At 35.6% G+C, this 23,595-nt stretch carries 17 protein-coding genes; 10 read left to right on the top strand and 7 right to left on the bottom strand.

The genetic code is table 11. The features are described 5' to 3' along the window. Positions 1-15: 15 nt before the first annotated feature. Together MY04_RS21600 and MY04_RS21595 are read right to left on the bottom strand one after the other, a co-directional pair. On the bottom strand, positions 16-1,140 hold the full coding sequence (locus MY04_RS21600; protein WP_084006054.1) for a mucoidy inhibitor MuiA family protein: 1,125 nt from the start codon (positions 1,138-1,140) through the stop codon (positions 16-18). Between the two features lie 15 nt (positions 1,141-1,155). Further along, on the bottom strand, positions 1,156-1,818 hold the full coding sequence (locus MY04_RS21595) for a DUF4140 domain-containing protein (protein WP_158297836.1): 663 nt from the start codon (positions 1,816-1,818) through the stop codon (positions 1,156-1,158). Between the two features lie 338 nt (positions 1,819-2,156). On the opposite strand from MY04_RS21595, the gene MY04_RS21590 reads away from it, so the two are divergent. Then, positions 2,157-2,894, top strand: coding sequence for a hypothetical protein (locus MY04_RS21590; RefSeq protein WP_066216681.1), 738 nt, complete (start codon positions 2,157-2,159; stop codon positions 2,892-2,894). A gap of 46 nt (positions 2,895-2,940) precedes the next feature. On the opposite strand, the gene MY04_RS21585 is transcribed toward MY04_RS21590, so the two are convergent. The 4 genes from MY04_RS21585 to aqpZ all read right to left on the bottom strand — a co-directional run bounded on the left by MY04_RS21585 (position 2,941) and on the right by aqpZ (position 7,301). Continuing rightward, positions 2,941-3,111, bottom strand: coding sequence for a hypothetical protein (locus tag MY04_RS21585; RefSeq protein ID WP_158297835.1), 171 nt, complete (start codon positions 3,109-3,111; stop codon positions 2,941-2,943). Between the two features lie 95 nt (positions 3,112-3,206). Continuing rightward, on the bottom strand, positions 3,207-5,690 hold the full coding sequence (locus MY04_RS21580) for a TonB-dependent receptor (protein ID WP_066214221.1): 2,484 nt from the start codon (positions 5,688-5,690) through the stop codon (positions 3,207-3,209). Positions 5,691-5,769: 79 nt separating this feature from the next. Beyond that, positions 5,770-6,327 (bottom strand): hypothetical protein, encoded by a 558-nt coding sequence (locus MY04_RS21575; RefSeq protein WP_158297834.1) that lies wholly within the window; start codon positions 6,325-6,327, stop codon positions 5,770-5,772. A gap of 284 nt (positions 6,328-6,611) precedes the next feature. Next, complete coding sequence (aqpZ, locus tag MY04_RS21570) at positions 6,612-7,301, bottom strand: aquaporin Z (RefSeq protein ID WP_066214215.1); 690 nt, start codon at positions 7,299-7,301, stop codon at positions 6,612-6,614. A gap of 513 nt (positions 7,302-7,814) precedes the next feature. Here aqpZ and MY04_RS21565 point away from each other — a divergent pair. The 9 genes from MY04_RS21565 (at position 7,815) to MY04_RS21525 (ending at position 22,890) form a co-directional block, all read left to right on the top strand. After that, positions 7,815-8,696 carry an endonuclease/exonuclease/phosphatase family protein gene (locus MY04_RS21565; RefSeq protein ID WP_066214212.1) on the top strand — a complete coding sequence of 294 codons (882 nt, stop codon included), beginning with the start codon at positions 7,815-7,817 and terminating at the stop codon, positions 8,694-8,696. Positions 8,697-8,718: 22 nt separating this feature from the next. Next, positions 8,719-9,774, top strand: coding sequence for an endonuclease/exonuclease/phosphatase family protein (locus tag MY04_RS21560; protein WP_066214206.1), 1,056 nt, complete (start codon positions 8,719-8,721; stop codon positions 9,772-9,774). A gap of 2 nt (positions 9,775-9,776) precedes the next feature. Next, a complete protein-coding gene (locus tag MY04_RS21555) occupies positions 9,777-12,491 on the top strand; it encodes a TonB-dependent receptor (protein WP_158297833.1) in 2,715 nt (904 codons plus the stop codon). A 97-nt stretch (positions 12,492-12,588) separates the two neighbouring features. Then, the gene (locus MY04_RS21550) at positions 12,589-15,726 is read left to right on the top strand and encodes a DUF6359 domain-containing protein (protein ID WP_066214200.1); all 3,138 of its coding nucleotides are present in this window, start codon (positions 12,589-12,591) and stop codon (positions 15,724-15,726) included. A 112-nt stretch (positions 15,727-15,838) separates the two neighbouring features. Next, a complete protein-coding gene (locus MY04_RS21545; protein ID WP_066214197.1) occupies positions 15,839-17,989 on the top strand; it encodes an endonuclease in 2,151 nt (716 codons plus the stop codon). 372 nt (positions 17,990-18,361) lie between these two features. Next, a complete protein-coding gene (locus MY04_RS21540) occupies positions 18,362-18,718 on the top strand; it encodes a biotin/lipoyl-containing protein (RefSeq protein ID WP_066214194.1) in 357 nt (118 codons plus the stop codon). Between the two features lie 112 nt (positions 18,719-18,830). Beyond that, the gene (locus tag MY04_RS21535; RefSeq protein ID WP_066214191.1) at positions 18,831-19,178 is read left to right on the top strand and encodes a DUF6984 family protein; all 348 of its coding nucleotides are present in this window, start codon (positions 18,831-18,833) and stop codon (positions 19,176-19,178) included. A gap of 234 nt (positions 19,179-19,412) precedes the next feature. Then, a complete protein-coding gene (locus MY04_RS21530) occupies positions 19,413-20,921 on the top strand; it encodes a sulfatase family protein (RefSeq protein WP_066214188.1) in 1,509 nt (502 codons plus the stop codon). A gap of 34 nt (positions 20,922-20,955) precedes the next feature. Beyond that, positions 20,956-22,890: an FAD-dependent oxidoreductase gene (locus MY04_RS21525; RefSeq protein ID WP_066214185.1), complete on the top strand. Its 1,935-nt coding sequence runs from the start codon at positions 20,956-20,958 to the stop codon at positions 22,888-22,890. Positions 22,891-22,943: 53 nt separating this feature from the next. Here the strand turns inward: MY04_RS21525 and lepB are convergent, their stop codons facing one another. Then, positions 22,944-23,501 (bottom strand): signal peptidase I, encoded by a 558-nt coding sequence (lepB, locus tag MY04_RS21520; protein ID WP_084006049.1) that lies wholly within the window; start codon positions 23,499-23,501, stop codon positions 22,944-22,946. Positions 23,502-23,595 lie beyond the last annotated feature (94 nt).

Below are 23,595 nucleotides of genomic sequence, written 5' to 3'. Positions count from 1 at the left end.
TTTTATTTCAATTAATTATAATGCGATCTTTTTCCCTTTTGGGTATTTCACACTATATCTTAAAATTAATTCTTTTGTCTCTTTAGGTTGAAGGGTGACATTCCACTTCACTTCACCTGTAACTTTATCGTGTTGACCTCCTGTTAACTCTAGAATTTCCACCTGAATTTCTTTATTTTGAGATATAGGAATCTGATCATATATATGACAGTTCACTACTTCATCTTTGGTATTACGAATCGTGATTTTGTAGGCCTCACTCAATTTCTGAGACGATCCAAAGGTATTTTTCTCGTTGTATTTTGGAAGACGAGTTCTGTCAACGGTAATAAAATTATCCACGCCCATCGATAATTTTAAAGTATCCGACAGTTGGTCGATATTTAAGTTGGATTTCCCAACAAAGGCATTATCTAAAAATATATTGGCTTTACCATTTGCTAATTGAAGTTCTTCCCAATTGATTATTTGTGCTGTGAGATACACATGTTTCGATAATTTAGGAATACTGTTATATTCAAAATTAGCATCAATTGTATTCTCTTTGTAGATCACCGTTTTCTCAGAGCTATTTGATAATATCGTTTGTTTATCCAATAACTCAAACTCTATAGAGGTAAGATTCTTATTCGAAAGGGTGTTGTATTTGCTTGAATGTCCTCCTTTTTTTGTAGTAATGACAATTACCCCATTACTAGCTCGTGATCCATAAATCGCGGCAGAACTCTCACCTTTCATTACATCAATCGTCTTTATTTCGTTAGGGTTAAGATTTGGATTTTTTTTATAAGGCACTCCATCCACCACATACATAGGCTCCTGATTTGCTTTTGCTTTACTTAGACCACGAATTTGAATATTATTATCATTGCCGGATAAATCTACATCAAGATCATCAATTTCCTCTTCATCAGGAACTGAAACTATTTCTACACCAGCAACTTGACCAGCCAAAGCAGATGAGTATGAAGGTTGACGATATACAATATAATTAGGATGTAAAGAAGGCATATCACCTGATATATGTTGCTTGGAAGTAGACAATTTTATCTTGGTATCTTTCCAATCAATCCCTGTTGTTTGTGTAATGTTACCTTTAAAAGTAATACTTACCTGACCTTTTTTACCAACCGCACGAATATCGTAAGTTGGGTACTAACTTGCTCTTCTGACTTGATAAGTCAACTTAAGAGGAACCGTTTTAACGATATCACTTTCGTAATTGACAATAATTTTTCCGCTTGGTTTCTGTAAATTTCTACCAGAGACTCTTAACTGATTTTTTGCAGCTGTAAGTTCCTTATTTACTGTATTAATTTCTTTATCAAGCTGATAGTTCTCTTTACTTAACTTCTTTAACTGTGCACCATAAAGTTGTATATATTGTTGAAAATCAGTGGAACTTGTTGCTGAACCACTCACCTTTTTATTCTCCTTTAGGAAGGAAAGTTCTTCCTGAACAATAGTTTTCTGTAATTTTAGTTCTCCAAGCTGGGCAGTTAATTTTTCAACTTTATCTTTAAGTTCTTTATTTCTTTCATTTTCATCTTGAACCTGAATATAATCCTCTTCAAAACGAACATTCAGAATAGTCAACTGATCGTCTCCTTCTATTCGAATAGATTCTTCTTTTATGTATTGAGATAAATTTTTGATTTCCAATTCATGGCTTCCCTTTTTCATTTGGAAAGAAGCACCCCTCTTAATTTGGGCAGCATTGGTAAAAACGGTCACCTCTTCGATCTTAGCATCAGAGATGGTTTGACCAATTAGGGTAATGGGCATTAAAGCAATTATTAGGATAAATAGAGTCTTCATTTTCTTCATATTAGAGAGAATTAGAGTTTTAATTGTGGTAATTAGTTTACTGTTTTTGAGCATCAAATACTGTCTTGATGTAAAATGTCACCACATCATACATATATTTAGCAGACAGATACTTAGACGTTTCTATTATAAATAGACACATCAAATATAGCGTTTGTCGTTCAAAAAGGCATAAAAAGAGTTAAAAGTAAATTCTCAATATCAACGCTACGCATTCTCTTTCTATTCGTTACAAATAATAAAAATTATAGTATTCATTTTCTTACATAACTCAATAAGGATTGGTATATAAATTGATTTACACAATGTATACTGTAAAAAAAACAACGATGAGAAGAATTTATTTCACAATGATCCTCTTGATAGGTATAATCGCTTGTCAGGAAGAATCATTACAAACACCAATTAACGAAGCAGAAACTATTAGTCAGGTCGGAGATGCCAAAACTTTTGATGTCGTCATGGACGAAAGAGACTTATTAGACCGCGGAATTACATCAATTCGAAATGGAAGCATTAGTTATTATATCGGTTACCAGCAAGTCAGTAGCAATAACCAAAATCCAATTCTATCACGATACGACGATGGCATTTTAACATGGTCTAGAACCGATTACGAAACTAGTGGAGACGATAGCAAAGGATATGGTTTGGCATGGGATAGCCAGAATAATTTGTATGCTGTATTTAGCTGTACGGGTACACAAGGTGATGAATCTACCGATTTTAGACGTTTTGCCAAAAACGGATGGTTAACAAGCTATGGCCAAGGTGGAGGCAAAAAAATTGTCATCATCGCTAAAATTAATGTCAATTCTGGTGATGTAGAATATGCCACTTATTTACATGGTGAATTAAGCAATGGAAATAGCAACAGTATTAGTGTCACCTCATTAGATTTTGATGCTGAAAATAACATTATTGTTGGAGCCAATGCATGGTTTTCTCCAAGAAGAATAGATAGAGTAAAAATGGAATGTAGTGGGGATTCTCCTTTCGATTATTCGATTACTTTTACAGAGAATTTGTCGACTGCTTTATCAGCTACGGCTAGTGGCTGTCAATAGATCAGATCAGCAAGGACGTTTTAATTTAACGTCCTTGCTGATTCGTTTAATACGTTAAAGAAATCACACTTTCTTTGAACAATAATATCAATGGATTCTTTTCCTGACCAGACAAGAAAAAACCGCTCAAATATAGTAGTACAAGGTTCAATACAACCATTATCGATAAGAAAGTAAATACTCTTTTTAGGGTGCGTTGTAAAATAAAGTCTTTCATTGTAAGAGAATATAAATTTTGTTTTTCTCTTATATCAGTAGAGACAAAATATCACCATAAAAACATAATTAATAATACTGTTCTTAAAAACGTGATTAAAACCATCCCTTCACCGTCAGCTTAAAATTCCTCCCCGGTGCATTAATTCCTGAACTATATGTTCGATAATTTAAATCAAAAAGATTATCCACTCCTCCTATCACCTGTAAATAGTTATTGATTCTATAGCTTGAATTTACACCAAGGGTCCACCAAGATAAACTACCATTTTTTGAATACAAATACGGCTTTCCTTTTTCTGAAGGAGCCAAATCTTCGAAAGCTATTCCGCCACTAAAATCAAAGACAGCATTGGCCGCCCAACGTTTCTTTTTAAACGCCAATTTAGTTTGTCCAAAAACAGGTGGGACATGTCTCAGTGCAGTGTTATTCTGAAGATCTTTTCCATAAGTGTAAGTGACGTTACCTCCTAGTTCAAAGTATTGCATAAATTGATATTTCGCAAATGAACTAATCCCAGCAATATCCGCTGTTCCCGTATTCTGAAGCATGAGTACAGCATATTGCTCTCCATCGATTATCAAAGAATCTTTACCATTGAAAGTCCCTTCCTGACGTACCATTGCATTGTGTAATCTAGAATAGAAAGTAGTCATCCCAAATTGTAGATTTTTGTAGCTTTTTTGGATCGTCATATCCACAGAATACACATCGGTGGGTTTCAAGTTAGAATTAGGAACAACAAGATCATCCTTTGCTGGATTGTATACTTTTGCGACATCATCTATGTTAGGTGCTTTGAATCCTTTAGAGATTTGCGTATTTAACTGCCATCCATTATTCGAATGATAGGCCAAACCTAAACTTCCGGTTAAACTACCAACATTTTGTGATACATCTTGATAAGGTAGTTGCAAGCTTTGCGATACTGCATCTGAATAATCCGCATTTAAGAGGGTTTGACTATAACGTAACCCTGCCGTCATTGTTAAATGCTCCGTCCATCTTTTCTTTGTCGTAAAATAGGCGGCATAAGTATGCATTTCACTACCTCCACCTGCATATCTAGGAATTGCGGCCTTTTGTTCTCCCGTCTCAATGTTAGTGGTGTGTGCATTAGAAGCTACAAAGTTCATGGTTCCTTCTACACCATAAAAGATCTCCCATTCGTTGTTTAATTGTTTGTTTGCATCAATATTTAAATGAAAGAGATCTAATCCTACTTGATCGCTCAACTTGTCTTTATCATCAAATTTTCTCTGGTACCTACTTTCCTCAATCTTTTGGTGTCCGGCAATAATTGATAGTCCATCGGCTATTCCATCTAACTCTTTCAACTTCATTCGAAAATTATTCATCATCCATAATTGTGGACCATAATACCATTCTGCAAACTTTGGTGTGGTTAGTCCTGAAGAAGTGATCAGTTGGTTATTCTGAATGCCGATAATCTCTTCCATTGTCACCCCTACTTTACCTCCATCCTCTTGGATTACATCATTTAATTCTGTCAAACGATCATACCTAGGAATGTTTGAGGAGTTTGAGAAAGAAAAGGTGTACATCAATTCGAGATGTTTATTGGGACGAAAAGCCAACTTTTGAAGGGTATTCCATTGTTGATAACCTGATGGAGTTTGTGAATAAATATCCGAATTGGCCTTAACAAAATCTTGATGATCATTCTGATAAGTCGTAAATGTTTTCCACCCGAAAGTATAAGCATCGGTTGGTGCATTTTTTCCAGAACTCAAGTCGTCAAAAACAGTATTTGATACCGCCCCAAAATAGGCCCATTTATTTTTAGATAGATTGATTTGAAGGTAACCACTTCTTTCTTTTGCAGCCGTATTTCCACTTAATTTAGCTTCTCCAAAAAATAGGAGCTCGTCATTTTCCGAAAATTGAGGTTGAATCGTATGAAAATCCATTACTCCTCCCAAAGCATCACTTCCATACATCACCGAAGCTGGGCCAAATAACACTTCTGCTTTCTCTATTGTATTGGGATCTATAGTGATAATATTTTGAAGATTACCATTCCTATAAATTGCGTTATTCATACGTACGCCATCCACCACTAAAAGTACTTGGTTGGCCGCAAAGCCTCTAATCATAGGAGAACCACCACCTAGCTGACTTTTCTGAACGAATATTTCTCCCGATTGAGATAGTATATCCGCACTTGTCATTGGTTGATTTAATTCTATCGATTTTTTATCAAATTCTACGATTTGTTGAGGAACTTCCTTCTTTTCTTCTTCCCATTTATTGGCTCCAATGACTACTTCATTTAGGGCATTTACTTTTTCTTTTAATACAACAGTAGGAGTCAACTCAGTAGTTGATAAAATCAGTTTATCATAATTAATATGAGTAATAACATATTGGTTAGCATTATCCTTTAAATGTACTACACCTAAAGGATTCGTTAAATAATTTTGACCTTGATCTGTAGTGATTAAGACACCCCGAATGCCCTCGCCGTTTTCATTTACAAAAGTTACTTTCTGAGCGTAGGTGGATAAAACCGGGAATAGTAAAAGAGCAAAAAATAGGTTTATATAAGCTTTGAACATAATGGATAGTAGTAAAAAAAGAGGTTGACATCATTTATATGATGAATCAACCTCTTAAAGATACGTTTTTTTTACGGGTTTAAAAAGAGTATCCAACTCCTATGTTTAATCCCGAAAGATATACCGTTTCATTCTCTCCACCATATAATGCTGATACGCCGGCTTGGAATGTTATACCTGTTCTATCGATATACATAAAATCTACAGCGGCACCGTATTCATTACTAACGGGACCCTTGAATTTTTTTGTAGTGTTTTCGTAAATATCAAATTTTCTGGCGTAAGCACCTTGAGGAGCGATATAAATTCCATAGGTATAATCAATTTTTAAAGGAAGCATAGCACCCAAATTGTATTGTGTAATACCAAAACTACCTTTGTTTTGTAAACCAGCAGAAGCTACTTCTTCAGATTTATAACCTTCTGTTGTTCCATCAGTACTCTTAAAATTAGAACTGAAAGAAAAATACACATAGTGAGAATATGCACTTACTTTAAATTGTGCTCCTTCTAATACATCAGCACCAAGAGTAATACCTGTAGGTTGGTTTGCATAAAAATACCTTCTAGCTTTTTGAGCTGAAGAGGTCGAAATCATCGCCATTATGAAAAGTAATGACAGTACTATTTTTTTCATCTTACAAAGTTTGCCGAAGAGATTTATTTGTTTCCTTATTATTTGCAGTTATATAATTTATCAAAACAGTCGTAAACGCTAATTCATCAAAGAAACATCACTTCGATTTTTTCAATTAAAAAGTAACAGTAAGAATTCAACTTTCATTCCAAAATTAGAGTATCCGAAGGAAAAATAAGATTTGTCTTATAAAAATTAAGACTCCATTATTGTTTTTATAAAAAAGAAAGAGGTTGACCTCATCCATTGTGAGACAACCTCTTGTAAAGTAGTAAGGAAAGAAATTATTCTCCTTCCTCAGGGGATAAATATTTATAAACAAACCCTGCACTTACGGCTCCTAAGATTGGAGCGGCCCAAAATAACCAAAGCTGACTTACTGCCCAGCCTCCAACAAATAGTGCTTGGGAAGTAGATCTTGCGGGGTTAACTGATGTATTTGTAATAGGAATACTGATAAGGTGTATTAATGTTAGACCTAAACCAATCGCCACACCTGCCAAATATTTAGGGGCTTGTGAATGAGTGGCTCCTAAAATGATGATCAAAAACATGAAGGTTAATACATACTCTGCAATAAAACCTGCCATCATGCTAAAACCTTCTGGAGAATGTTCTCCGTAGCCATTGGCTGCAAAGCTTCCTATTCCATCTCCTTTACCTGATAGAATAGCATAGAGGATACCTGCACCAAATAAGGCTCCTAAAACTTGTGAGATAATGTAAGGCCCCAATTCTTTAGCCGAAAATCGACCTCCAGCCCACAAACCAAAAGATACAGCAGGATTCAAATGACATCCTGATATATGTCCGATAGCATACGCCATAGACAATACTGTTAAACCAAATGCTAAAGAAACGCCTAGGAAACCAATGCCTACATCGGGTACTCCGGCTGCAAAAACAGCGGAACCACATCCTCCGATAACCAACCATGAAGTACCGAGGAATTCAGCAATTAATTTTTTTTGCATAGTGTGTTGTATTTAATGATAATTAGTTTTTGGTACTTTAATTTATCTATTTTAATTAAGACTGCAAAATAATTGGTAATACAAAGTGTGTATATTACAATTATAATCAGTGGATTAACTCAAAAAAATCAGTCACCGTCTTTTTATTACGTAAGAAAAAAAGTAAATGTGTGTAGAATGTTATCAAAAAAGTTACACATATTGGGCTTTATTAACAGACAGAATAATATTTTAACTTAATTCTAAAGGTTCTAAAATTTCCATCAATTAGCTTCACTCTATAATATATTTTCAATAAAAACAACATTATATTTTTATGAACTAGATTTGAACGAAATAAAATTTTATGATGAACGCAATATTAATTTCCTAAATGACTTTAAATCCATTTTTTTTTCACACGATTCCCCCTCACTTTTGTGATGTCCTCTACGAATAAGTAGCTAAAACTTATATACTAAACTGAATTAAAGAATTATTAAACTTCTAAATAAAATATTTACCACACTTTCTGTGGGTACACTCTTTTTGGGCTGTACATCTGACATAAGTTACCCTACGACTCCTGCTGAATATGATGATGTTCTAGTAGATTGTCTGCCTGTTGCTGCTTCAGAAAATACACTCGAAGTGCTTACTTGGAATATAGAACATTTTCCTAAGCATTTAGAAACTTCTGGAATAGTGAATGCAACAATTGCTGAAAGTGATTATGACGTTTGGGGTATTCAGGAAATTGAGAATATTGGTGCTATTAAACTAATATCTCAGGTAAACCCTTCTTATTCTGTTATTGTAGATAATGATATTGCAAGAGGTGTGAATAATAACTACCACTTAGCATTTATCTACAACAACCAACGATTGGAAATCAAAGAAGAACGCGTTTTAACTACTGGCGACTTCGATAGATATTACTTCCCTCGAAATCCTCTATTTATCAAATTTCTTAATAAAGTTAATAATCAAACATTTATCCTCATCAACTTGCATTTAAAATGCTGTGGAGACGCAACAAGTAAACACAGGAGAGAAGAAGCAAGCAGAAGGCTGAAAGCATTTATTGATGAAAATTATCCAAACGACAGAGTACTTGTTGTAGGTGATTATAACGGTGAGTTATACCCAACGTACTCTTCTCAGTTTAGTAATTTTATTGATGATGCCAACAATTATGCTTTCGCTGATATGGATCAAGCAAAAAGTTCGGAGTGGCTCGATAAATCGTATCCTAGTTGGAGACCGAACGGAAGCCATATCGACCACATTTTGATGACAAATGAATGGTTTAATCAATTTCAAAAATCATATACAGTAACCTTAGATCAATGTTCTGATGATTACGATCCAAAAGTGAGTGATCATAGGCCAGTGATGACCGTTTTTAGGAATTGATTTCGCTAAGACTTATACAATTATGAAACAACTTTCCATCCTCTTATTATTCATTATCACTTTCCCTCTGGCTGTAAAAGCACAAACCAACAACTACAAAGTGTATGGTGTGGCTTTTTATAACATGGAAAACTTATTTGACACTTTACACGATGCTGGTAAAAATGATTACGACTTTTTACCTGAAGGTTCATACAAATGGACCGGAAAAAGATATTGGGAGAAGCAAGAAAATATGTCGACCATCATCGCTAAACTGGGTAAAGAGGTTACCAAGCAAGCACCTGTTGTTGTTGGATTAGCTGAGATCGAAAACAGAAATGTTTTAGAAGATCTCGTTGAAATGCCAGCATTAAAAGATTTCAATTATGGTATATGCCATATTGAAGGTCCCGACAAACGTGGAGTAGATGTTGCTCTTCTTTATAGAAAGGATCTAATTGATATCAAAAAGGTATCAGCAAGAGACTTAAGAATTCAGAAAACGTATGCCGGTGATAATTGGGAATTCAAATCGAGAAACCAATTGATCGTTGAAGCAGAATTAGATGGGGAACCAATTACATTCTTAGTAAACCACTGGCCATCGAGAAGAGCAGAATCGAGATATCGTGAAGAAGCAGGCAAACTAAATCGCTCGATTATGGACTCTTTAAGAAACGAACATCCTGGTATGAAATGTATTACCATGGGTGACTTAAACGATGACCCTACTAACAAATCATTGACTAAAGGTCTTGGGGCTGTTGGAGATGCAGCCAAACTTTCTGAAAAAAATTATCTCTACAATCCGTTTTACAAAATGTATAAAAAAGGCTTAGGTACTTTAGCCTACAGAGACAGCTGGAACTTATTTGATCAGATTATTGTGAGCAAAGAGTTAAAAAAGAAAGACAATGGTCTTTTCTATTGGAAAGCTGAGATCTGTAACTACCCTGAGCTAAAAAATAAAGAAGGTCGATATAAAGGATATCCGTTTAGAACCTATGCAGGTGGGAACTATGCTGCGGGATATTCTGATCACTTCCCTGTAGTCATCTATTTATTGAAACAAGACAAATCCAACTCCTCTAAATAATAATGAAACGTTTTTACACACTACTTTTAATGTTCCTTTCTGTAGTTGCTTTTGCACAAGAGGGATTCATTACGGGAACTGTACTTTCTGGAGAAAGCCAAGCACCTTTGGTTGGTATCCAAGTGGAAGTAAATGGTAATAAATATCTAACCAACGATAAGGGTATATTCTCTGTACCTACAGAATTAGCCCCTCAAGGAGCACAAATTCATATCTTATTGGATGGTTACATACAATTAGATGCTCCATTGAGTGATGGAATGATCGTTAGGCTCTATTCGGAAACTGATGAAGCATCTACCATTGCATTATCGTTAACTGATTTAGACATGGAAGATGGAGATACACAATCTACTCCTGGTCTTCTTTTCTCATCGGGTGATGCGTATAGCTCTATTGCTGGTTTTGCGTGGGGACCTTATTGGTTTAGACAAAGAGGTTACAATTCTAACTACATGAACATCTACTTCGATGGTATCAATATGGCATCTCCAGAAAGAGGTTATGCTTCTTGGTCACTTTGGGGTGGTTTAAATGATGTAACTAGAAACAAGGAAGTAATTACTTCTTTACAACCTGTTGATTTCAACTTTGGTAACATAGGTGGTTCGACGAATATTATTTCTGATCCATCTAATCAAAGACCTGGTTTTAAAGGTTCTTACTCTTTAGGTAACTCAAGTTATACGAACCGTGTTATGCTTACTTACAGTACTGGCTTAATGGAAAACGGTTGGGCTATTACTGCTTCAGGTTCTAGAAGATGGGCACAAGAAGGTTTTGTAGAAGGTACTACATACGACGCTTGGGCTGGTTTCTTCAGTGCTGAAAAGAGATTTAACCCTAACCACAAAATGGTGTTTACTGCATTTGTTGCTCCATCAACTAGAGGTCAGCAAATGGCGACAGTAAAAGAAGCTTACGAATTAAAAGGTACCAACTACTACAACCCGAACTGGGGATGGCAAGATGGTAAGAAAAGAAACTCAAGAGAGAAAACGACAGTCACTCCACAGTTTATTGTAAAAGACACTTGGGAAATCAACGATAAGTTGACGTTAAAGACGTCTGTTGGTTATGCTTTGGGTAGAGAGAAAAGAACAGCTTTAAACTGGTACGATGCTCCTGATCCTCGTCCAGATTATTATAGATATATGCCTTCGTTCCAATACGATCAAGGTAATATTGCTGCGGGTGACTATGTGACTGAGCAATGGCAAAACGGAACGTTTGGTCAGGTGAACTGGGATCAGATTTACAATGTAAACAGAACGAATCCAGAGACAGTACCAGTACATTGGAACAATCCAAATGGAGAGCAATTCTCAGGAAACAGATCGCATTATATCGTAGAAGGCAGACACTTAGATTACCACAGAATTGATGTAAACCCAACGTTGATCTATAACTTAGACGATTCTTGGAACTTGGTAACAGGTGTTCAATATCAATATTACCAAGGGAACAACTACAATACAGTAGACGATCTTTTGGGTGGTGATTACTGGTTGGATATCGACAACTTTGCTGATAGAGACTTTGTGGAAACAGAGAAATCAATTAACAACTTAAACGACTCTACTTGGATAAGAGGTCAAGGCGATAGAATTGGTCACGATTACACAGCACATATTCAAACAGCAGTTTGGTGGGGTCAAGTGAAAAAATCGTTTACTAAAGGTTCCGTTTATTTAGGTGGTAACATCACAAGTACTTCGATGTTTAGAGATAGTGATCGTAGAAAAGGTTTATTCCCTGATACTTCATATGGTAAATCTGAAGTACTAGATTTCTTGGATTACGGTATCAAATTCGGTGGTGAGTATTTCTTAAATGGTAGAAATGTATTTACAGCCAACTCAACGTATTACACGATGGCACCTTACTTCCAGGATTCATTCAAATCGTTGAGAACAAGAAATGAAACCGTAGATGGTTTAAGTTCTTCATCGGTGTTATCGGGTGATATCAACTACTACTACAGAGGTGAAAAACTAAAAGTAAGAGCAACTGGTTTCTACACTCAAATTTCTGATTTAACAAAAGTAATCTCTTATTGGGATGATGGTGAAAATGCCTTCATGAACTACGCACTTACAGGTATGGGACAAGAACATACGGGTGTTGAATTGGGATTATCTTACAACATTACTTCTGAACTTCGTTTTAGAGCTGCTGGTACGTATGCTTCTTACTTATACAACACGAATCCTTTGGCATCGGCTACTGTCGATAACCGTGCTGAGGTATTGTTAGAGAATGAAAAAGTATATTTCAATGGTCGCCACGTAGGTGGTTCTCCTGAAATTGCAGGTACTGTAGGTTTAGAATACTGGTCTAGAAACTACTGGAATGTAGGTTTCCAAATCAATTACTTAGGGGATCGTTATGTAACACTTAACCCTGTTAGATACACAGATAGAGCTGTAGACGGTATCGCAAAAGGTTCTGAACAATACAACGAGATTCTTCATCAAGAAAAAGTAGACGATGCTTACACATTAGATGTATTTGCTGGCAAGAGCTGGAAAATCAACGACATGTTCCTTCGTCTAAACTTGAACGTGAACAACGTATTGAACAATCAGAATATCGTAACGACCGGATACCAACAATACCGTTTCGATTTCACTGATCAGAACGCGGAGAAGTTCCCGAACAGATATTATTACGCACAAGGTTTAAGAGTCTTTATGAACTTGAGCTTGAGCTTCTAATATAAACGTATTAATGAGACACCTTAAGATGTTTCATTAATACAAATCTTTTCTATTTACCATTTAAAAAAGAGCATTTCATTAAACTTCTACAACAATGAAAACGCAAACATTCAACAAATTCATTCAACTCCTTCTTATTGGAGGATTGTTATCAGCTTCATTTTTTGGCTGTAAAAAAGACAATGAGCCAGATGGCCCAGGAACTGACCCAGAGAATCCAAATGACATCGAAATAACTCATACAATCAAAGAATTGATTGATTTGTATGATGATTCTGATATGATGTTAATCTCTGAAGAAGTAATGATCAAAGGTACTGTGATTTCATCTGATGAGACAGGTAACGTATACAAGTCCATCACCATTCAAGATGAAGAAGGAACAGGTATCCAAATCAAACTAAACAAAACCAACTTATATTTAGACTATGCTCAAGGGCAAACAGTTGTTGTTAAAGCCGAAGACCTTTATCTAGGTCATTATGGTGGATTAATGCAATTGGGTGGTAAATATGAAGGTAAACTAGGAAATATTGAAGCTGACGTAATCACAAAACATATTATTGCTGGTGAACAAGGTGAGATGCCACAACCATCCATCATTGATTTAAATAACCTTCCAGATAATCTTTCCGATTTATACAATACTTGGGTTACTATCAAAGATGTACAATTTGTAGATGAAGATTCTACTTATGCAGATGTTTCTGAAGGGGCATTTTCAGCAACTAATCGTGATTTGACAAATGAGGAAGGTAAAATCATCATTCTTAGAAACTCAAAATATGCAACATGGGCAGGTGAAAAAATGCCTAACGAATCGGGTGAAATCTCTGCAATCTTAACTGTTTTTAATGGTACTAACCAATTAACTCTAAACAGCCCAGAAGACGTTAAATTTACTAATGCTCGTTTTGAAATTAAGGATGGAGATATTGCTGATGCTTTAACAGTTGCAGAAGCTCAAAAATCTCAAGGTCAAAAATCAACTTGGGTTAAAGGTTATATTATTGGTACTATCAATGGTAAGTCAATCGAAGATTTCAATTTAGGTTTAACAGATGTTACTCATACAAACTTTGTAATTGCTGACTCAAAAGATGAGACAGACCCTCAAAACGGTATGCCGATTCAATTACCACAAGGATTTATTAGAGATGCCATTAATGTAAAAGATAATGGTGATTTAATGGGTACGATGATTTGGTTAAAAGGTGACCTTGAACCTTATTTCTCTGCTCCTGGCTTAAAGCAAACTGATGCATACTCTTTTGATGGAGAAAAAATTGAAGAAGAAGAAACTCCTGATCTTCCAGATTTCGTAGAAGGTAAAGGTTTAGATATTTTAGGTTCTGAATTAACTAACACAAGTATCGACTTCACAACATGGAATGAAGCTAGATCATCTGCATTCTGGTATGCTGCTAATGGCAACGCTTATGTAAATGCATATAACAAAGAAGCGGTTACTTCTTGGATGATTTCTAAAGAAAAAGTAGACTTTACTCAGTATTCTCCTGCTTACTTAAACGTAAAAGAAAAATTAAGTTTCTTTACTTCTACTGATGATGTTAAAGTAATGATTTCTGCGGATTACTCAGGTACAGGAGATCCAAAAGCTGCCACTTGGACTGCACTTACTTCATCAAATGAAAGAGCTCAAGGTGATTTAACTTCACAGTTCGAAGCTTCTGGTGAAGCTTACATTGCTTTTGTTTACAATGGAACAGGTGATAATGTAATGTCATGGAACATTTATACTGTCGAAGTTTCTGGAGATGAGATTACTCCTCCTGAAAAACCAGAAGCAGAAGGTGACGGTGAGAGCTTGGCTACAGCTTATAATGTTACTGCCGCTCAAGAAAACCAAGATGAAAATGATGTTTGGGTAAAAGGTAAAATTGTAGGTACTCTAAGTAATAATAACCTGAATTTAGGTTTATCAGGGGCTGTTGCATCTAACATTGCCATTGCAGTAAATGAAGATGAAACTTTAATGGCGAACGTAGTACCTGTTCAATTACCTAATAACTCATTCATTAGAGAACAAGTTAATATTGTAGACAACCCTGATAATTTAGGAAAACAGGTTTGGATTAAAGGTAATACGATAGCTTATTTTGGTATTCCTGGTTTAAAATCACCTACATCTTTCTCATGGGATGGTGTGACTGAAGAAGAGGAAGAAGAAATTCCTGAAGAAGAAATTGAAGGTGCAGGAGATCCAATTAGTGGTTCATCATTGACAAACACTAGTATTAATTTCACCACATTTAATGCCATTTCAAGTACTGAAATTTGGACAGCAGCAAATGGAAAGGCCTCTATCAATGCTTATCAAAAAGGTGAAGTTGAATCTTGGTTGATTTCTGAAAATACAATCGACTTCTCAACTTTTACCACTCCTCGTTTATATGTATCTGAAAAAATCACTTATTCTCAAGGTATTGAAACCGTTAAAGTTTTATACTCAACAGATTATAGTGGCGACCCTACAACTGCTTCTTGGACAGAGTTCAATGTAGATGGTGATAGAAATAATGGAGGCGAACAAAGAGTTGCATTTATCGCTGAAGGATTAAATGCTGTAACTATTGCATTCAAATATACAGCAGATGATTCTGATACTGCTACAGGATGGGATATTGAAACAGTTGAAGCTAAAGAAGAAGAAACTGAACCTGCATTATCGCCAGGAGTTAATTTAGGTGATGAAAATGTTTCAGGTTTCTCTGATCTAATCATTTCAGAATATGTTGAAGGTTCATCTAATAATAAATACTTAGAAATATTTAATGGAACAGGAGCAACTGTCGATCTAACAGAATATAATTTAAAAATTATGTCTAATGAAAACTTAGATTGGACAGGTACATACGACTTAGCAGGAACAATGCCTAATGGATCTACTTTAGTTATTCAGCATGGTTCTGCTGCGTTAACATTACCTGAAGGAGTTAATACAGTAACTAATGGCACTGTAACAAACTTTAATGGAGATGATAGAATCGCATTATTCAAAGGTGATACAGAACTTGATAGAATTGGTTGGATTGATTTGACAGATCCTGAAAACCCAGTCAGAGTCAACTTCGGTAAAGATGTTACTTTTAGAAGAAATAGTGATATAAGAAATGGTGTATCTGGTGATACTAAACCAGAATCCAATGGTGAATGGACTCAACTTGAACAAGATAATGTATCAGGTTTAGGTTCTCACTCTGTAGAATAATCCACATCCCCACAAAAGCTCGCAACTTTTGTGGGGAACTATTCTGAGTCTATCATCTTGAGCGTTACAAAAAGATGACACTCAAAAAGTCCTCTTAAATAATAAACTTCTAATGAAACAGTTTTTTACAAACAGAATTTTAATTTCGCTTCTTTTTAGCGTTGTTCTTTTCGGATGTGTTGATACGAAGTATAACGATCCTGAAAATAAAGAAATTTCTCCAATCCCTGAAGGCACAGCAACCATCTCGATTGCAGAGTTAAAAGCATTACACTCCGGAAGAGATAATGATACCACATCTATTCCAGATAACTCAATTATTGTTGGACAAGTGATATCAAATGACGAACCTGGCAACATTTATAAAGAGTTATACCTTCAAGATGAAACAGGGGGTATTTTAATTCGTTTGGATAAAGCGCCTCTATATACAAGTTATAAATTAGGTCAGGAAGTAGGTGTTATTTGTGATCAACTTGTATTAGGATCTTACGGTGGTAACGTACAATTAGGTATTCCTAGTTTATATAACGGTACTCCAGCAGCTGGTCGTGTACCAGGTCCATTAATGGATCAATATCTTTTTACAGGGACTATTGATGATTCTGTGAGAACAATTACAGCAACAATAAATGAAATACAAACTAACTTAAATAATTATATTGGTCGTAGAGTAAAAATAAACTATGTTGCTTCTACTGATAGACCCGGAACTACATATGCAGATGCTGTAAATGAAACAACTCAAAATAGATATTTCAACGACGGTACCTCATCAAGTGATATAGTGATGAGAAATAGTGGATATTCTGATTTTGCTGGAGAAGAAATTCCAGTAGGTTACGGAACAATGTATGCTATTGTAAGTACATTCAATGGATCTGCTCAATTGTATATCAACAACCCAGTTACTGATATGGTCGACTTTGGTGATGTTGAAACCCCACCAATAGAGGGTGTTGTGTTCCAAGAAAATTTTGATGATAGAGATGAAGGTGAAATCGACTTCGAAAATTGGGGTAACTCTCCTGAACAAGGAACTGTGAAATGGAAAGTTGAAGGAACTGGTAACAAATACGCAATGGCAAATGCTTATCAATCTGGTGATGCAACTTCTGAATCTTGGATGGTATTACCTACAATTCCTGAAAGTAATCTCAATTTACAATTCCGTGCTGCTGCTGGTTTCTTTGTCGAAGGACATACTGATGTTATTAGAATTAAGGTTTCTAAAAACTACAACGGAAATATATCTAGTGCTACTTGGGAAGACTTAACAGATCAAGCTACCTTACCAGTATTTGGTGATTTAGATGAGAAGTGGTGGCAATGGACTGAATCGAATATCAACCTAGCTTCTTTTGGTAGTAACGTAACTATCGCTTTCGTTTATTTAGGAAGTAATACTAATTCAACAAAAGTAGAAATCGATAATATTGTTGTTACGAACAACGGAGAAAATTCAGGTTACTATGGAAGAGCCTTCAATAAATCTGGTTACGAATTAAAATCAACTTTAAGCGAAATTATTTCTGAAGATTATAAAGATATTGGATACGCTGCTTTATGGACTCTTTATCAAACTTCTGATGATAAATACCAAATGAAAGAAATTATTTGGGATATGTATTCTGATATTCCTGATCCAGAAAACCCAACTATTCCTGATGGCGTTCAACCTGGTGAATATGAATATCGAATTATTTATGATCAATGTGGTAATTCTGGAAGTGGAGAGGGTTACTGTTACAATAGAGAACACGTAGTACCACAAAGTTGGTTCGACAAAAGAGCTCCAATGGTATCCGATGCCCACCATATTATTCCAACTGATGCTTACGTAAACACTATGCGTTCTAACCACCCTCATGGTATGGTCGCTAATGCTAGTTGGACTTCAGTAAATAATAGTAAGCTTGGTAGTGGCACAGCAGCATCTGGTTATACAGGAACTGTATTCGAGCCAAACGATGAGTACAAAGGCGACTTTGCCCGTATGTATTTGTATATGGCTACTAGATATGAAGATCAAATTGGAACTTGGGTAGGTAATGGTCAGGCAGGAACTGTTTTAGATGGATCATCTGATAAAGTATATAAAGATTGGTTCTTAAATCTAATGATAGAATGGCACAATAATGACCCCGTTTCTTTTAAAGAATTGGACCGTAATGAGCAGATATTCTTACAACAAAAGAATAGAAACCCATTTATTGATCATCCTGAATTTGTGAACATGATTTGGAGGGACAATGCTCAATAAAATACTTATCAATCGAAAAAAGATTAAAATTATATAGAGGACTGGATTTAGAGGCTTACCTGGATTGGGTAGGTCTCTTTTTTTTAGAAATTAAAAATGAAAAGTTAAAAATGAAAAACGTGAAATGTGTGGAAGTCAGTGAAGAGCGAGCAAAAACTAGCACGGGTTTCCTAACCCGTGCTCACGTAATGAGGAGCGTAAATTCAGCAACTCCTAGTTCCTAGTTCCTAACTCCTAATTAATAACATTGGTCAAGAGGTTTATAAAGCTATAAGGATGACTTTCAAGCTAAGGTTAAAGAACACATTAAAGTTCATTTTTATAATTTATTGTATATTACAGATTATAAAATCAAACTTTTTATTATTCATTATGATTGGCAAATTATTGAAAAGCATTTTTGGTACTGGTGATGATACTAAAATTGAAGAGCGTCCGAAACGAACTAATTATCATAGAAATGAACCTCCTTCTACTATTATTATGCCCAGAATATCTGATGATATTACCTCAGGTAAAATCGTGGAGTGGAAAATTAAAGTAGGTGATAAAATTGATGTGGGTAGCATTGTAGCCGAAGTCGATACCAATAAAGCTACCTTCGAAATTGAATCTTATGAATTCGGTACCGTTTTGCATATCACCAACAAAAAAGAAATTGATATTGATGAAATAATATGCATAATCGGTAATCCCGGTGATGATATCAGTCCACTTCTAAATGATTAACGAAATATCTTTCCATTCCATTTAGTTTTTTAGTTACTTCGCCTAAGTCCTAAGTTACTCGGTTTTTAAGTTTCTTAGTTCCTTAGTTCTTAAGTTCCTTAGTTTTACATTTATGGCAGAAAGAAGACAAGTTAGACAAGAAGAAATCACTTTAGCAAAACACTTAATCTCTCTAGGTGGATTAAATCCGGAAGAATATCAGTTAGCTGAAATGGTGGATGATTATGAAAATGCAGTGATGGGCAGCATCAACTTTACTCCTCCTGAAAAAGCGGAGTACGGAGGTGATATCGTTCGCGTCGTTTACAAAGACAGTGATGATATCCCAGTGGTCATCACCCTTACAAAAAATGTGAATAACGAGATCTTGGATATGGACTTTTGGAAGAAGGATTTTTCGAAACTTCAGACCTACCCTACTCCAGATAAAATCGCGATTTTTGATCAAGATATGATATAAGCAGTTATATATTTAAAATTGCTAAAAAAAACGTTTCCTCATCAAAAGGAAACGTTTTTTTGTATTTGTCTGTACCATAAAATTTGATTAGACAACTGTATAAACTTTGTTTTTTGATACCTCTAGTACATATTCGATATTTTTATCCTAAGATACATTCTTAAGATTCTGAAGCACAGTTTAAAATAAGATAGCCCATAAATTGTGATAAGTTTTTAATGAAATATTACTTGAATGAAATATCTATTACTAAGCATCTTCTCTTTGCTTATAGGTTTTGCCAAATGCAACTCGGCCTTCGCACAGAAGAAAAACAAGCCCAACCTTATTCTAATTATTACAGATGAACATAATTTTAGAACTATTGGTGCATACAAAGACATCATAAAGAAAAAAGGATTAGAAGAAATGGCGAACCCTTGGGGCGAAATTCCTAACTTTTCTACTCCTCATATTAATAGAATCGGAAATGAAGGTGCTGTTTTAACCAGCATGTATTCTACTACTCCATCTTGTGCTCCGTCTCGATCTTCTATGTTTACTGGAAACTATCCGCAAACTACAGGAGTAACAAAAAATGGAAAAGGTATTAAAAAAGAAGCGAATACTATTGCCAAAGTATTGAATAAAGAAGGATACTCAACAGGGTATATTGGAAAATGGCACTTAGATCATGAAGACCAAAAGCCAGGTTGGCAGCCCAACCCGGAATACCATGGCTTCTCGGATTACAAATACATGTTCAATAGAGGTCATTGGAAGATTTTAGGCATGGATGGTGATACTCCTATTGTTCCAATTGAAAGCGGAGCTAAAGGTGCAAAAGAAGCCGATGAAAAATCATATACTACCGATTGGCTAACTGATAGAACCATAGAATTTATTGATAAGAATCAGAAAGAACCTTTCATGTGTGTGCTAAGTTTACCCGATCCACATACTCCCAATGTAGTACGTAAGCCTTATAGCAAAATGTATAAAGTGGAAGATGTAAAACTTCCAGAGACTTATTCTACAACTGCATTAAGAAACGAAGATTATCCGGGTTGGGTCACTAAAAAACAACGTTTTAAAGTGGGTTACGACTCTACAAAACTTTTAAAACATATCACTCAATACCATGGTATGGTGAAATGTATTGATGATAACATGGGGAAAATTCTTCAAAAATTAGAAGACCTAAATCTTCTTGATAATACCATTGTTGTTTTTACATCAGACCATGGCGATATGTTGGGTGAACTAGGACACGAAAATAAAGGTACACCTTACGAAAGTTCTGCTAAAATTCCTTTCCTTATTCGTTATCCAAAAGAAATTAAAGAAAAAACTATCGTAGATAACGCTTTCAATACGGCCGATTGGATGGACACCTTCTTAGCATTGATGAATGTGGATAAAAAGAATTTTAATCCAAACAGTACTGAAGGTGTAGATTTCAGTGATCTATTAAAAAATGGTGACCGATCAAAATACGATAATGTCACTTTTGTAAGAATGGACAGTTGGATTGCGGCAATTACAGATCGCTATAAATTAGTGTATGATGGACAAGGGACTAAACCTTGGTTCTTTGATTTAGAAAAAGATCCTACGGAAAGCATCAACTACTTTGATGAAAAAGAATACAAAACAATAATATCAGAATTATCATCCAAGTTAATTGATTACGGAACACGTACCAATGACAGTTTGGTGAAGGGTTCGAAAATCAATCCTCAAATTCAAAGTAACATTCAATAGTTAAAACCTCCTTGAACTAAACCTATCACTTGAGATGAAAAGAAGAGATTTTTTTAAGAAAACAACTGCTGCAGGTATCGCCACAGGCATGCTTGGATTTAGCAGTACAGCCGAAGCTAAAGACAAAAAAGGAAAAAGCATTAGCACAGATAGAAATAAAGACAATTGGCAGCAAATGGGAACGGGTCAGAAAGGGTTACCCAATCGTCAGAAAGAAATTTCTTATGATGTTGTCGTTGTTGGAGCAGGTATGGCAGGTATTTGTGCGGCTGTATCATCAGCTAGAAATGGTGCAAAAACGTTATTAGTCAACGATCGCCCTGTTTTGGGAGGTAATGCTTCTTCGGAAATTCGTGTGACTGTAAACGGTGTAAATCACCTAAAAAACAAGCACAAATGTGAGAGAGAAACTGGGGTGATTGAGGAAATGCTTATCGAGAATTGGTATTACAATCCTCAGGAATCTTACCCTATGTGGGATCATGTGTTGTTCGACTATGTAACAAGACAAGATAATCTTGATCTAATGTTGAATACACAAGCCTTAGATGCCTCTACAAAAGGAGATAAAATTCAGAGTATTCTTTGTTTTCAATCGACTACGGAAACTTATTACACCATAAATGCAGGTATGTTCTGCGATTGTTCTGGAGATGGCTTAATGGCGGCACAAGCTGGAGCTGAATACAGAACAGGTAGAGAAGGAAAGGCGGAGTTTAACGAGTCTTTCGCTCCCGATAAAGCCGATGGATGGCAAATGGGTGCTTCTATCATGATGATTACCAAAGACATGGGTCGTCCTGTAAAATACAACCCTCCCACTTGTGCAATTCCTTACGAAGCAGAGAAAATGCACGACCGTAAAATCAAGAATTTTAAAGAAGGTTATTGGTGGGTTGAGCTAGGAAGTGAATACGATATTATTGCCGATCAGGAAGAAAATAGAGATAAACTTATTGGGTATCTTCATGGTGTTTGGGACTATGTCAAAAACTCTGGTAAATACCCTGAAGCTGACAATATTGCTTTGGATTGGGTAGGTTCAGTGCCTGGTCGCAGAGAATCGAGACGTTTTATGGGTGATCATATCCTGACTCAGGTCGACTTAGAAACATACAGACATTTTGATGATGCCGTAGCTTATGGTGGTTGGTCGCTAGACGAACACTGTCCTGGTGGTATCGAAAACCCAAGTGAGCCTCCTTCGTATTTCCACTCGAGATTTACGCAGTTGTACGAAATTCCTTTCAGAAGTTTATACTCTAAAAATATCTCCAATTTGATGTTCGCGGGTAGAAATGCTTCATGTTCTCATATTGCGTTGTCGTCTACCAGAATTCAGGCCACTTGTGCCATGATGGGACAAGCCATCGGTACTGCTGCAGCTATCTGTATGGATAAAAAATGGACGCCAAGACAATTGGGCCAAAAGGATATTAAAGGCTTACAGCAACAACTTTTAAGAGACGATCAGTATATCCCTAATGTAAAAGCAGACGATCCTAAAAACTTAGCAACATCAGCTTCTAAATGGATTGCCTCTTCTACATCAAGTGGAAATGTAGATCTTCTTAAAGATGGTATTTCTAGAGATGAAATCGGTATTCCACATCACTGGATGTCGAGTGGTAAAAATGCCGAATTACAACTAGAATGGGATAAAGCCATTGATATTTCTAAAGTGGAAATTAAAGCGGATACAAATCTTCAACGCTTTATCATGATGCATAAGAACCCTGCTAAGAATAAAAAGCAAGTACTTGATGTACCTCCAGAATTGGTCAAATCATTTGATGTTGAAGCAAGAGTAAACGGTCGTTGGAAAACCGTCGCAAAAGTGGAAAATAACATCACAAGGTTAGTAAAAACGAATTTCGATAGTGTGAAAACCACATCCATTCGATTAAAACTAAAAGACACTTGGGGTGCTGATAACATTAAGCTTTTTGAAGTGAGATGTTATTCATAATATGAAAAAAGGATCGGGTGTGAAGCTCGATCCTTTTTTGTATTTTTAGTGTATCACCAAACCACCTTCCCAAATATCTGTTCCCCATTTATAGGACCAATAAACCTAGAATCAGCACTATTGTCTCTATGATCGCCAAGAATAAAATACTCGTTTTCGTTTAAAGTGATGCTTGTAAAATTTCTTTTATCACTCTTACCTTTAGTGTAGGTGATCAAATGATCTTGACCGAAAATATTTTCTATGGCTACGATATCACCTAAACCATTCTCTTGAGGAACATGATTATAATTTTCTCTTGGTTGAAAAGTCTGTTTTTGCTCTATATCATTAATGTAAACTACATTTTCTTTTACCTCAATTTTATCACCCGGAATACCAATCAATCGTTTCACAGCTACAGAATTCTTAATTGAATCGAAATATAATATCATATCCCCTCTTTCTGCTTGACCAAATTTGTAGGCATTATGATTAACAATGGCCAACTCATTGAGTAGTAACGTAGGCGACATCGATGGCCCTGCAATGGTATAAGCACGAAGTGATAGTAGGCATAGAATAAGAAATACAACTGCAGGGAGTAGGAGGATGAATTTGAGCTTTTTCATAATGAGAAATAAAGATAGAAAGCTTAGATAATTCTAACTAAAACACATCAAAATACATTGATGCAAAGAAAATTGTAAATGAAATTAATAAAGC

It is taken from the genome of Flammeovirga sp. MY04 (assembly GCF_001682195.2).
Classification (GTDB): Bacteria; Bacteroidota; Bacteroidia; order Cytophagales; family Flammeovirgaceae; genus Flammeovirga; species Flammeovirga yaeyamensis.
The sequence above is the reverse complement of the archived record's forward strand: the minus strand, read 5'-3'. Positions and strand labels throughout refer to the sequence as shown.